The 12,059-nt window shown below is 64.5% G+C and carries 9 protein-coding genes and 1 tRNA gene; 4 read left to right on the forward strand and 6 right to left on the reverse strand.

Features of this window, described 5'->3' with window-relative positions:
- The 4 genes from FAS41_RS03860 to FAS41_RS03875 all read right to left on the reverse strand — a co-directional run bounded on the left by FAS41_RS03860 (position 1) and on the right by FAS41_RS03875 (position 4,356).
- Positions 1–1,338 (reverse strand): sigma-54-dependent transcriptional regulator, encoded by a 1,338-nt coding sequence (locus FAS41_RS03860; protein ID WP_138520313.1) that lies wholly within the window; start codon positions 1,336–1,338, stop codon positions 1–3.
- Between the two features lie 15 nt (positions 1,339–1,353).
- Entirely contained in the window at positions 1,354–2,943 is a 1,590-nt protein-coding gene (locus tag FAS41_RS03865) for a sensor histidine kinase (RefSeq protein ID WP_138520314.1), read from the reverse strand.
- On the reverse strand, positions 2,933–3,175 hold the full coding sequence (locus FAS41_RS03870; RefSeq protein WP_138520315.1) for a PP0621 family protein: 243 nt from the start codon (positions 3,173–3,175) through the stop codon (positions 2,933–2,935). Before FAS41_RS03870 ends, FAS41_RS03865 begins: the two co-directional genes overlap by 11 nt.
- 155 nt (positions 3,176–3,330) lie before the next feature.
- The gene (locus FAS41_RS03875; protein ID WP_138520316.1) at positions 3,331–4,356 is read right to left on the reverse strand and encodes an outer membrane protein assembly factor BamD; all 1,026 of its coding nucleotides are present in this window, start codon (positions 4,354–4,356) and stop codon (positions 3,331–3,333) included.
- Positions 4,357–4,503: 147 nt separating this feature from the next.
- On the opposite strand from FAS41_RS03875, the gene rluD reads away from it, so the two are divergent.
- From rluD to clpB, 3 genes are all read left to right on the forward strand, one after another.
- Positions 4,504–5,463 carry a 23S rRNA pseudouridine(1911/1915/1917) synthase RluD gene (gene rluD, locus FAS41_RS03880; protein WP_138520317.1) on the forward strand — a complete coding sequence of 320 codons (960 nt, stop codon included), beginning with the start codon at positions 4,504–4,506 and terminating at the stop codon, positions 5,461–5,463.
- Entirely contained in the window at positions 5,460–6,185 is a 726-nt protein-coding gene (gene pgeF / locus FAS41_RS03885) for a peptidoglycan editing factor PgeF (protein WP_138520318.1), read from the forward strand. The genes rluD and pgeF overlap by 4 nt, the downstream gene beginning before the upstream one ends.
- A gap of 180 nt (positions 6,186–6,365) precedes the next feature.
- Positions 6,366–8,930, forward strand: coding sequence for an ATP-dependent chaperone ClpB (gene clpB / locus FAS41_RS03890; protein ID WP_138520319.1), 2,565 nt, complete (start codon positions 6,366–6,368; stop codon positions 8,928–8,930).
- A gap of 127 nt (positions 8,931–9,057) precedes the next feature.
- Here clpB and FAS41_RS03895 read toward each other — a convergent pair whose 3' ends face one another.
- On the reverse strand, positions 9,058–9,411 hold the full coding sequence (locus FAS41_RS03895; protein WP_138520320.1) for a PilZ domain-containing protein: 354 nt from the start codon (positions 9,409–9,411) through the stop codon (positions 9,058–9,060).
- Between the two features lie 11 nt (positions 9,412–9,422).
- Positions 9,423–11,726: a DUF1631 domain-containing protein gene (locus FAS41_RS03900; protein ID WP_138520321.1), complete on the reverse strand. Its 2,304-nt coding sequence runs from the start codon at positions 11,724–11,726 to the stop codon at positions 9,423–9,425.
- Positions 11,727–11,943: 217 nt separating this feature from the next.
- Here FAS41_RS03900 and FAS41_RS03905 point away from each other — a divergent pair.
- Positions 11,944–12,019 (forward strand) — tRNA-Asn (locus tag FAS41_RS03905).
- The last annotated feature ends 40 nt before the right edge of the window (positions 12,020–12,059 follow it).

Raw genomic sequence — 12,059 nt, forward strand, 5'->3', positions numbered from 1 at the left:
TCAGTCGATCCCCAGTTTCTTCAGGCGGTAGCGCATGGAGCGGAAGGTCAGGCCCAGGCGCTGCGCTGCAGCAGTACGGTTCCAGCGCGTCTCTTCCAACGCCTGCATGATCAGCTTGCGCTCGATGTCCTCGAGGTAATCCTCGAGGTTGTCGATCTGCGCCAGACTCGCGTCCCCACCGCCGTCCGCCGTGCTGGTTTCGGCCAGGCGCAAGTCGTGAGGCTGGATGACGTCGTCTTCGCAGAGCGTGTAGGCGCGCTCCAGCATGTTTTCCAGTTCCCGCACGTTGCCGGGGAAGCGGTAGCTCTTGAGCTTCTCCAGCGCATCGGCACTGACTGCCGCGGTAGCCAGTCCGTTGTCTCCGGCAAGGCGCTTGAGCACGCGATCGGTCAGCAGCGGGATGTCCTCGCGCCGCTCGCGCAGTGGCGGGACGCGCAGTTCGATGACGTTCAGGCGGTAGTAGAGGTCCTGACGGAATCGACCAGCCGCGACTTCGGCAGCCAGGTCCTTGTGGGTCGCGCAGAGAACGCGCACGTCCACCGCAACCTCCTGCTGGCCACCCACGGCGCGTACGGCCTTCTCCTGGATGACGCGCAGCAGCTTGACCTGCATCGGTAGCGGCAGGTCGGCGACTTCGTCGAGGAACAGCGTGCCGCCGTTGGCCGCCTGGAACAGCCCGAGCTTGTCTTCCACGGCACCGGTAAAGCTGCCTTTCTTGTGGCCGAAGAATTCGCTTTCCATCAGCTCGGACGGAATGGCGCCGCAGTTGACCGGCACGAAGGTCTGGGTCTCGCGCGGGCCTTGCTCGTGGATCAGCCGGGCTACCAGCTCCTTGCCGCTGCCGGATTCGCCGCTGATGTACACCGGCGCCTGGCTACGGGCGAGCTTGGCCACCTGGTTGCGCAGGGTGCGCATGGGCGGCGAATCGCCGAGCAGCCGGCTGTCCACCGGTGCTTCCTCGGCTTCTGGCGAGCGCAGGCGCAAGGCGGAGTTCACCAGCTCGCGCAGGCGGGCGAGGTCCACCGGCTTGGTCAGGAAGTCGAAGGCGCCGGCCTTGAGGGCCTGCACTGCGGTGTCGAGGCTGCCGAAGGCGGTGATCATCGCCACTGGCATCTGTGGATGACGCTGCTGGATGTACTGCACCAGGTCCAGGCCGGTGCCATCGGGCAGGCGCATGTCGGTGAGGCAGAAGTCGAAGGGCTCGCGGGCCAGGAAGTCGCGGGCTTCCTTGACGTTGCGGGCGCTGCGGGTATCCAGCTTCATGCGGCCGAGGGTGATCTCCAGCAGCTCGCGGATGTCGGGTTCGTCGTCGACGATCAGGGCTTTTTGACGGCTCATGCTCTTTGCGTCTTCTTAGCTTTGTTTGCGCGGGTGGGCGAAGGTGAGGCGGAAGCAGCTGCCACCTTCATCTCGCGTCTTGTAGTCCAGCCGGGCCTGGTTGCTTTCGCACAGCTCGCGGGAGATGTACAGGCCAAGGCCGGTGCCCTTGCTTTCAGTGGTGAAGAACGGCTCGAACAACTTGCCCCGCTGATCGGCAGCGATGCCGGGACCGTCATCGAGCACTTCCAGTACGGGCAGGTCGGTCTCGCTGTCGCGGAACAGACGCAGCCACACCTGGCCGGTGCCGTTCTTCTGAGTGCTGTACCGTAACCCATTCTGCACGAGGTTGGTCAGTACCTGCGTCAACTGGTGCGGGTCCATGCGCGTCTGCACGGTGCCCTGGCCGGTTTCCACGTGGATCTGCTGGCCCTCGCGCAGGCTCTCGCGCATCTCGCCGGCGTAGCGGTGCAGCCAGTACTTCAGATCGAGCAGTTGGGGCTCTGACTGGCGGCGGCGCGACAGTTGCAGGACGTTCTCGATGACCAGGTTCATGCGCCGCGACTGGTCCTGGATGATCTGCGTGAGGCGTCGGTCGGGCTTGTCCAGTTCTTCGGACTCCAGCAGCAGCTGCGCCGCATGGCTGATCGCGCCCAGCGGGTTGCGGATTTCATGGGCAATGCCCGCGGTGAGTCGGCCCAGGGCGGCAAGCTTGAGCTGCTGGGCCTGCTGGGCGATCTGTGAAATGTCCTCGAGGAACATCAGGATGTGCTGTTCGTTACCCCGGCGCAGGGGGATGAAGCTCGGTTGCACGGTCGGGCCGGACTCCATGGGCTGCAGGCTGGGCGGGCGCAGGGCAGGGTTCTGCTGCCATTGCTGCAGGCTGGCGACCAGTTGCGGGCTGTACTCGGCCAGTGAGTGGCCGGGCAGGTCATGGCCGCCCAGCAGGGTGGTGGCGCTCTGGTTGGCCAGCAGAACCCGGTGACGATCACCCAGGACAAGGATGCCGGTGCGCATGCGCTGCAGGATCAGTGCATTGAGCTCTTCCAGATTGGCCACCGTGGTGGCGCGCTGCTCGGCGATGCTTTCGACGATCTGCTGGCGCCGTGCCAGGGCCTGGATCAGCAGGGCCGAGGCGAAGCTCAGGGCGCCCAACCCGCCTGCCTGCACATAGTGGTTGATGGCGGTGGGCTGGCTGAGGCTCAGGTAAAAGGTCAGGTAGATCAGGCCGATCGCGGCGATCGCGGCGATGAGCAGCCCGACCCGCCCGCGCAGCAGGATGTTGGCAATGGCCACGGCGACCACCATCAGGTTGCCGATGCCGCTGGGAATGCCGCCTGCCGTGTAGAACAGGGCGCTGAGCAGGAGAATGTCCAGTGCCGCCAGAATGAACAGCGGCAGCAAATGCCGTGGGGTCGGCATCAGCACTGCGATCAGGATGTTGAGGACCAGGTAGATCCAGCAGCCGACGTGGAAAAGCTCGGGGTGGGACAGTTTCAGGAGCTCATCGTCCAGGCTGCTGGAGATCAGCAGTACCAGCACCAGCCCGATGGTCAGGCGGTACAGGTGGTACAGGCGCAGTACCCGCAGGCCCTGTCCTGTGAGGGAAATCCCTTCAGCGACCACGGTCGGTGCGGTCCTGTTCGAGGTGCGCGCGGCTGCAGTACCACTTGCTCTCGTCCTGCAGGGCATGGGTCTGCGGTACATGCACGCCGCACTGCGCGCAGCGGACCATGGGCGCGGCCGAGTCGTTCCCCTTGGGCTTCTCGACAGGGCGGGCTGGTCGGGTAGCTTTGCGCCACAACCACCAGCCGAGGGCGAAGAGGGCGATCCAGAACAGCAGACGGGTCATGGCAATCCCTTGTGCTTAAAGAGCGGCAGTTTATCCAAGCCACGCGGTGCCGCACAGTGAGCCCGTGCGCGCACCTGCCAGGCCATGGACGAAAAGCGCCCATGCTTGGCCCAAACGAAAAAGGGAGGCCGAAGCCTCCCTTTTTCTCGAACCCGTCGGTATCAGTCGAAGATACCGAAGGTCATGTAGCTGAACCAGGAGCGGTCGCTGCTGCCGGCGTTGCCTTCGGACTCGTGCTGTTCTTCTTCCACGTCGCTCTGGTTCTCAGGCTTGAGCTCGGCGGGAATCTGCTGCTCGGCGTCTTCGTACTGCTTGATCACGTCCTTGGAGGCCTGGGTTTCCATATGCGGCGGGGCATCGTTGGTCTCGATCAGACCCAGGGTGGCCTTGGCCAGCCAGGAGCGGTTGTCAGCTTCGTCTTCGCGCGGCACGAACCGGCCATCCTTGAGGCTGGCGTTGTCCGGATAGTTGGCCTTCAGGGTTTCCAGGCTGGAATCGGCGAGGTCATTCAGGCCCAGGCGCTGGTAGGCTTCGACCATGATCGCCAGGCCATCGCCGACGGCCGGGGTTTCCTGGAAGTTCTCGACCACGTAACGGCCACGGTTGGCGGCGGCGACATAGGCCTGGCGCTTGAGGTAGTAGTGGCCAACGTGCACTTCGTAGGCCGCCAGCAGGTTGCGCAGGTAGATCATGCGCGCCTTGGCGTCCGGGGCGTAGCGGCTGTTGGGGTAGCGACTGACCAGCTGGGCGAACTCGTTGAAGGAGTCGCGGGCCGCACCCGGGTCGCGCTTGGTCATGTCCAGCGGCAGGAAGCGCGCCAGCAGGCCACGGTCCTGGTCGAAGGAAGCCAGGCCCTTGAGGTAGTAGGCGTAGTCGACGTTCGGGTGTTGCGGGTGCAGGCGGATGAAGCGCTCGGCGGAGGCGCGGGCGGCCTCGGGCTCCATGTTCTTGTAGTTGGCGTAGATCAGCTCCAACTGGGCCTGCTCGGCATAGCGGCCGAACGGATAGCGGGACTCCAGCGCCTTCAGCTTGGCGACGGCGTTGGTGTAGCTCTTGTTGTTGAGGTCTTCCTGTGCCTGCTGGTACAGCTGGCTTTCGCTCAGGTTCTCATCCACCTTCTCGCCCTTGGAGGAGCAGGCGGTAACGAAGGCGAGGGTGGCGATCAGCAGCAGGTGTTTCACTTGCATGGCGGCTTGCGTCCCTGGACGGTCGGCTGTCGCGGCCGCAACCGTCTGTTATGATTGGCGCCCCAGGGGTACCCCTGGGACAAAGGCCCCGTATTTAACCACAGCGCGCAGCCGAACCAAAAGGCCGCGCGCCCTTCGTGTCCAGTCATGTCCGATATCATCCAACTCGCGGCAGAAGTGCCGTTCGACCTCGGTGGTCAGCGTCTCGACCAGGTCGCCGCCCAGCTCTTCTCCGATCACTCCCGTTCCCGCCTGGCTGGCTGGATCAAGGACGGCCGTCTCAAGGTCGATGGCGCCGTGTTGCGTCCGCGCGACATTGTCCACGCCGGCTCGCGCCTGGAACTGGATGTCGCGCTGGAGGCCCAGGGTGAATGGGTCGCCCAGGATATCGAGCTGGACATCGTCTATGAAGATGACCACATCCTGGTCATCGACAAGCCGACCGGCCTGGTGGTTCACCCCGCCGCCGGCCACCAGGACGGCACCCTGCTCAATGCGCTGCTGCACCACGTGCCGCATCTGGCCAATGTGCCGCGCGCCGGCATCGTGCACCGCCTGGACAAGGACACCACCGGCTTGATGGTGGTGGCCAAGACCCTGGAAGCGCACACCAACCTGGTCGCCCAGCTGCAGGCGCGCAGCGTCAGCCGCATCTATGAGGCCATCGTCACCGGCGTGATCGTCGCTGGCGGCACCGTCGACGCGCCCATCGGCCGTCATGGTGTACAGCGCCAGAAGATGGCGGTGATCGAGACCGGCAAGGTCGCCATCAGCCATTACCGCGTGCTGGAGCGCTTCCGTGCGCATACCCACACGCGGGTGAAGCTGGAAACCGGACGTACCCACCAGATCCGCGTCCATATGACGCATATCGGCCACCCGCTGGTGGGGGACCCCACCTACGGCGGGCGTTTCCGCATTCCGCCGGGGGCCAGCCCGACGCTGATCGAGTCCCTGCGCGATTTCCCGCGTCAGGCCTTGCATGCGCGCTTCCTGGAGCTGGATCACCCGGCCACCAACGTGCGTATGAAGTGGGAGTCGCCGCTGCCGGATGACTTCACCTGGCTGCTGAGCCTGCTGCGGCAGGACAACGAGTCCTTCGTATGAGCCCTTGGCTGACGCCCGACTGGCCGATTCCAGCGAACGTCCGCGCCTGCGTGACGACCCGCGCCGGCGGCGTCAGCCTCGAGCCTTTCGACAGTTTCAACCTCGGTGACCACGTCGGCGACGACCCGGTTGCCGTGGCCGAGAACCGCCGCCGCCTGACCGCCGAGCTGGGCTGCCAGCCGGCCTGGCTGAGTCAGGTGCATGGAATCGACGTGGTCGAGGCCGATCCGTCTGCTGTCTCCACCGCGGATGCCAGCTGGAGTGCCACGCGTGGTCTCGCCTGCACCATCATGACTGCTGATTGCCTGCCGGCGCTGTTCTGCGACCGCGCGGGTACTCGTGTCGGTGCAGCCCACGCCGGCTGGCGCGGGTTGGCGGGCGGCGTTCTGGAGGCAACCGTGGACGCCATGGGCGTCGTGCCGGCTGAGCTGCTGGTCTGGCTGGGGCCGTCCATCGGCCCGCAGGCCTTTGAAGTCGGCCCGGAAGTGCGTGAAGCCTTCCTGAAGGATCACGCCGAAGCCGAGCGCGCCTTCCTGCCCAGTGCCAATGCGGGCAAGTACATGGCCGACATCTATGAACTGGCGCGCATCCGCCTCGCGGCGAAGGGTGTGACTGCCGTCTACGGTGGGGGATTCTGCACCTTCACCGACACCGAACGCTTCTATTCCTACCGCCGGAGCTCCCGTACTGGCCGCCTGGCGAGCCTGATCTGGCTCTTGTAGGAGCAAGCTTGCTCCTACAGGCTCGGCCAGACGCTTTCGTTGGGCACAAACTGACGGGTGTCATGGCCAAATGGCTTGAACCGACCAAAATCGTCCTTATCTATCTGGCATCCCGGCGGGTTAGTCGTGACCAGGGGCACTCATCGCTCCGACCCGCCATAGAAAGGAAGGACGACCCTCATGCGAATCGACCGTTTGACCAGCAAGCTCCAGCTTGCACTCTCCGATGCCCAGTCTCTGGCCGTCGGACATGACCACCCGGCCATCGAGCCGGTGCACCTGCTGTCCGCGCTGATCGATCAGCAGGGCGGCTCCATCAAGCCCCTGCTGATGCAGGTCGGCTTCGATATCCCGGCGCTGCGCTCCTCTCTCAACAAGGAGATGGACACGCTGCCGAAGATCCAGAACCCCACCGGCGACGTGAACCTGTCGCAGGACCTGGCGCGCCTGCTCAACCAGGCCGACCGCCTGGCCCAGCAGAAGGGCGACCAGTTCATCTCCAGCGAACTCGTGCTGCTCGCCGCCATGGACGACAGCACCAAGCTCGGCAAGCTGCTGACCAGCCAGGGTGTCTCCAAGAAGGCCCTGGAGAACGCCGTCACTAACTTGCGTGGTGGTGAAGCAGTGAACGACCCCAACGTCGAGGAATCGCGCCAGGCGCTGGACAAGTACACCGTCGACATGACCAAGCGCGCCGAGGACGGCAAGCTCGACCCGGTGATCGGCCGTGACGACGAAATCCGCCGGACCATCCAGGTCCTGCAGCGCCGTACCAAGAACAACCCCGTGCTGATCGGCGAGCCCGGCGTCGGCAAGACCGCCATCGTCGAAGGCCTGGCCCAGCGCATCGTCAACGGCGAGGTGCCCGACGGCCTGAAGGACAAGCGCCTGCTGGCGTTGGACATGGGCTCGCTGATCGCCGGAGCCAAGTTCCGCGGCGAGTTCGAGGAGCGCCTGAAGGCCGTGCTCAACGAGCTGTCCAAGCAGGAAGGCCGGATCATCCTGTTCATCGACGAACTGCACACCATGGTCGGCGCCGGGAAGGCCGAGGGCGCCATGGACGCCGGCAACATGCTCAAGCCGGCCCTGGCCCGTGGCGAGCTGCACTGTGTCGGTGCCACCACCCTGGACGAATACCGCCAGTACATCGAGAAGGACGCCGCCCTGGAGCGCCGCTTCCAGAAAGTCCTGGTGGATGAGCCGAGCGAGGAAGACACCATCGCTATCCTGCGGGGCCTGAAAGAGCGCTACGAGGTGCACCACGGCGTGACCATTACCGACGGCGCGATCATCGCCGCGGCCAAGCTCAGCCACCGCTACATCACCGACCGCCAGCTGCCGGACAAGGCCATCGACCTGATCGACGAGGCGGCCAGCCGCATCCGCATGGAGATCGACTCCAAGCCGGAAGAACTCGATCGTCTGGATCGCCGCCTGATCCAGCTGAAGATCGAGCGCGAGGCGTTGAAGAAGGAAGACGACGAGGCTACCAAGAAACGCCTCGCCAAGCTGGAAGAGGACATCGCCAAGCTCGAGCGCGAGTACGCCGACCTCGAGGAAATCTGGAAATCGGAGAAAGCCGAGGTCCAGGGTTCCGCGCAGATCCAGCAGAAGATCGAGCAGGCCAAGCAGGAAATGGAAACCGCGCGGCGCAAGGGCGACCTGGAAACCATGGCGCGCATCCAGTACCAGACCATTCCGGACCTGGAACGCAGCCTGCAGATGGTCGACCAGCACGGTCAGACCGAGAAGCAGCTGCTGCGCAACAAGGTGACCGACGAGGAAATCGCCGAGGTCGTCGCCAAGTGGACCGGCATTCCGGTGTCCAAGATGCTTGAAGGCGAACGCGAGAAGCTGCTGCGCATGGAAGACGAGCTGCATAAGCGCGTCATCGGTCAGAACGAGGCCGTGGTGGCCGTCTCCAATGCCGTGCGCCGTTCCCGCGCAGGCCTGGCGGATCCGAATCGCCCCAGCGGCTCCTTCCTCTTCCTCGGCCCGACCGGGGTGGGCAAGACCGAGCTGTGCAAGGCCCTGGCCGAATTCCTCTTCGATACCGAGGAAGCGCTGGTGCGCATCGACATGTCCGAGTTCATGGAGAAGCACTCCGTGGCTCGCCTGATCGGTGCGCCTCCGGGCTACGTCGGCTATGAAGAGGGTGGCTACCTGACCGAGGCCGTGCGTCGCAAGCCGTACTCCGTGGTGCTGCTCGACGAGGTCGAGAAAGCCCACCCGGACGTCTTCAACGTGCTGCTGCAGGTGCTGGAAGATGGCCGTCTCACCGACAGCCATGGCCGCACCGTGGACTTCCGCAACACCGTGGTGGTGATGACCTCGAACCTTGGTTCGGCGCAGATTCAGGAGCTGGTGGGCGATCGTGAGGCCCAGCATGCCGCGGTCATGGATGCGGTGAATGCGCACTTCCGTCCGGAATTCATCAACCGGATCGACGAGGTGGTGGTCTTCGAGCCGCTGGCCCGCGAGCAGATCGCTGGCATTGCCAAAATCCAGATGGGTCGCCTGCGCAAGCGCCTGGCCGAGCGCGAGCTGAGCCTGGAGCTGAGCGACGAGGCGATGGACAAGCTGATCGCCGTCGGCTTCGACCCGGTGTATGGCGCGCGGCCGCTCAAACGCGCGATCCAGCGCTGGATCGAGAACCCGCTGGCGCAACTGATCCTGGCTGGCAAGTTCAACCCTGGCACGCAGATCCATGCCAAGGTCGAGAACGACGAGATAGTCTTCTCCTGATCCGAGCTCCACGAAAAAGCCCGCCAATTGGCGGGCTTTTTCTTTGGCTCTTCGTAGGAGCGAGCTTGCTCGCGAACAGCCTCCGCAGTGGGGCTCGGTTCGCCGGCAGACGCGCTCCTACAAATGCTCAGCTGGACGGGTCGCCACCTCCCAGCATGACCAGCAGTTGCTCGATCAGCTCCGCCTGATCCTCGGCGATATCGATGATGTGGAAACCCGCCCAGCCCAGCTGGCCGTCGGTGCCGGCGCGACTCCACAGGCAGTCGGCGCCGAGCTGGATTTCGCCGATCTCGTCCAGTGGCGGTGCCGGTACCAGGTGGCACTCCCAGACCGAGTCGGCCTCTGGTACGTCCACTCCGCAGAGCATGAACCCCTCAGCGGACAGGTCGGCAAGCCGGCCCAGGCTGCGCCCGGTGTGGCGGTCGAAGACTTCCACGGTCAGCCCGGTCTGCTGCCGGCTATGCTGGCGACGTTCACTCATCGACTGCTCCCTCAGGTCTGGGCCGGGCTGCGCCCGGAAGTAAAGCGTTGCAGGACCCGGTAGATCGCGCTCAGTGCACGATCCATCAACGGGGCGGACTGTTCCGTCGGTACCAGGCGGACCCTGCCCGCTTCCATCTCCTGGGCCAACTGCACTATCGGTTTGACCGCCACCCGTTGCCCGGTGTGGTCGACGAACATGTAGTTGCGGGTGGTCGGGCTGAACCACGAAAGCTTGAGCCGACGCGCCGGCGTGGTGTCGCTGAATTCAAACCAGGTACCGAACTCCAGGTGGCTCAGCTCCTTCATCAATACCCGCACGCGCTCGGAGAGCGCCTCGCCGTTGGGCTTGACCAGGGTATGGCCCTCGGCGCCAAGCATGGCGCCCAGCGGACTCTCCGGCAGCTCCTGCTTGAGTTGCGCGGCGATCTGCGGTTGCTGTGCCTGGATCGCGTGCTGGCAGGCAACCAGATCCTGCAACAGCCGGCGGATGCCGTCTTCGTGGTAACCGCCCAGCACTTCCAGACCCTTGCGCAGCTCTTCCAGGAGGGCCAGGCGGATGGCCTGCAGATGATCGCGACCAGCGGCATCCAGCGGCATCACGCTCCAGGCGAGTTGTTCACCCACTTCGCAGGCGCGTTTCCACTCGTCGCTGTGCTCACCGCTACGCAGCACGATGAAGGTAAGCGCATCGCACCAGCTCATTTCCAGGAAGTTGCGTACCAGCTCCGGCAAGTCGAGGTCCTGTGTCACCTTGGCGATGGCGTCCAGCGCGTGCTCACGGGCGGCCAGCAGGCGGTCGCGGCCACGGGCGGCCTCCATGGCGCGGCGCTCGCGTAGCTCGACCTTCTGCCGCAGGTTGCTGACGTATTCGTTGAAGTCGCCCAGCAGGCTGTCGAATAGCGACAGATCGCCGACGAAGTCCTGGATCACTCGCTCGACGACCCAGTGCATCTTCGCCAGCAAAGCGCGCTCCTCGCCCTCGCCGCCATACAGCACGCCGGCCTGGGCCATGGCGTTGAGCAGCTTGCGTGCCGGATGGTGATGCTGGGTGAACAGCTGCTTGTCCAGCAGGGCGACCTTGAGGAAGGGCGTATGCAGGTGGGAGAGGGTGGTCTTGCAGCTGTCCGGCAGGTTTTCGTCGTCAAGGATGAAGTCGAAGACCATGCCCACCAGGTCGATGACGTCGGCCTCCTGGTCGGTCAGCCGGGTGTTCTTCGGTTGCGCGCTGCCGGCTTCCAGGTGGCGCTGCAGATCGGCTTTCAAGGCATCGACCGGTTGCGGCTGGCGCAGGCGCTGGGCCAGCTCGTGGGCCGATTCGCGCTGCAGGCGGTTCAATGCTTCCAGCAGCTCATTGGCGCTATAGGTCGTCGTGGCGGTGGTGGGGCCGAAGCTGACGATACTCTGGGTGTTGCCGAACAACGTGGCCTTGTCGCCGCGCCGACGGCGTTCGGCGAGCAGCACGGCAAGGCCCCCGAACAGGGCATTGCGGTCGCCGGGTGGCATGTCCGGCAGGTCACTGGCGCTGTAGGGCGGCAGCACTGGTGCCCCGTCGTCCGGCATCGTGGTGCTCTTCTCCGCAATCTTCGCCGGGCGTGGCGTGTGGGAGGACGCCGGGCGCTGGCCTTGCGGGCGGTATTTCAGGTTGGGCAGGACCCCGCCGTCGGCCAGGCGCTTGTTCAGCTGTTCATATAAAGGTTGCAGATGCTGCATGACCTGTTGGTCGAACAGCACATAAAGGATGGTCTTGATCCGCAGCGGGAAGACACTGCGCGCCAGGGTGTCGCGGAACGCCTGGGCAATGGCCTGCGGGCCGAAGGGATTACGGTCCTCGCCCAGCTTGCTGCCGTTGTTGAGCAGTGCCAGACGCTGGTCCAGCGCGAACAGCTGCTGTGCACAGTGCGCGCGCACCTGGTTGACCATGTTGGTCACCAGCAGCGTTTCTTCATATTCGTCGTTGCCGACCAGGGTCAGCTGGTCCATGTCCAGCTCTTCAAGCGGCTCCGTGAGAGGCAGTTTGCCTTCGAGGAAGTCGCTCAGGCCCTGGGCGATGCGCTGGTGGTAGAAGCGCTCGAGGTTCGGCCGCTCGCGGCGGACTTCGCGCATGGCGTCGAAGAACAGGGCCTGGACCTGGTTGTTCTCGGCTTTCTCGGCGCATTCGAAGAGCGCGTCGTCCACCTGGGCGAAGACATTGCCCAGGAGCTCGGCGAGGTGATTCATCGCCAACTGGCGGCAAGCCTGCACCAACTCGCCGAAGCGGGGCTGGATCACCCGGCTGGCGATGGGGGAGGGCGGTGGGGTGTCCTTGTTGCTCATGGCCATCCTGTGCGTGATCGTTCCGTTTACACCCGCGGTGGATCACTCGAGTTTTTCCATGCAGATATAGCAATCAGCCTGGCCCCCTGCAAAGCACAGAAAAACTTTTTGGATCAGAGTGTTGACAGGCGTTTCGATATACGTAAAATGGCGCGCCTCTGATGCGGGATTCCGGTGAAGCCGGAAGCGAAGTGGAAGAGATTGAAAGGTTCGTCGTTCCGCGATAGCTCAGTCGGTAGAGCAAATGACTGTTAATCATTGGGTCCCTGGTTCGAGTCCAGGTCGCGGAGCCAACTTTCAAACGGGGTATAGCGCAGTCCGGTAGCGCGCTTG

Origin of the sequence: Pseudomonas nicosulfuronedens (genome assembly GCF_005877905.1) — a bacterium.
Lineage (GTDB): Bacteria > Pseudomonadota > Gammaproteobacteria > Pseudomonadales > Pseudomonadaceae > Pseudomonas > Pseudomonas nicosulfuronedens.

Bases quoted from the DNA above. Each gene is read 5' to 3' on its own strand.
- FAS41_RS03860 (WP_138520313.1), bottom strand. From the start codon at position 1,338: ATGAGCCGTCAAAAAGCCCTGATCGTCGACGACGAACCCGACATCCGC.
- FAS41_RS03875 (WP_138520316.1), bottom strand. From the start codon at position 4,356: ATGCAAGTGAAACACCTGCTGCTGATCGCCACCCTCGCCTTCGTTACC.
- rluD (WP_138520317.1), top strand. From the start codon at position 4,504: ATGTCCGATATCATCCAACTCGCGGCAGAAGTGCCGTTCGACCTCGGT.
- pgeF (WP_138520318.1), top strand. From the start codon at position 5,460: ATGAGCCCTTGGCTGACGCCCGACTGGCCGATTCCAGCGAACGTCCGC.
- clpB (WP_138520319.1), top strand. From the start codon at position 6,366: ATGCGAATCGACCGTTTGACCAGCAAGCTCCAGCTTGCACTCTCCGAT.
- FAS41_RS03895 (WP_138520320.1), bottom strand. From the start codon at position 9,411: ATGAGTGAACGTCGCCAGCATAGCCGGCAGCAGACCGGGCTGACCGTG.
- FAS41_RS03900 (WP_138520321.1), bottom strand. From the start codon at position 11,726: ATGAGCAACAAGGACACCCCACCGCCCTCCCCCATCGCCAGCCGGGTG.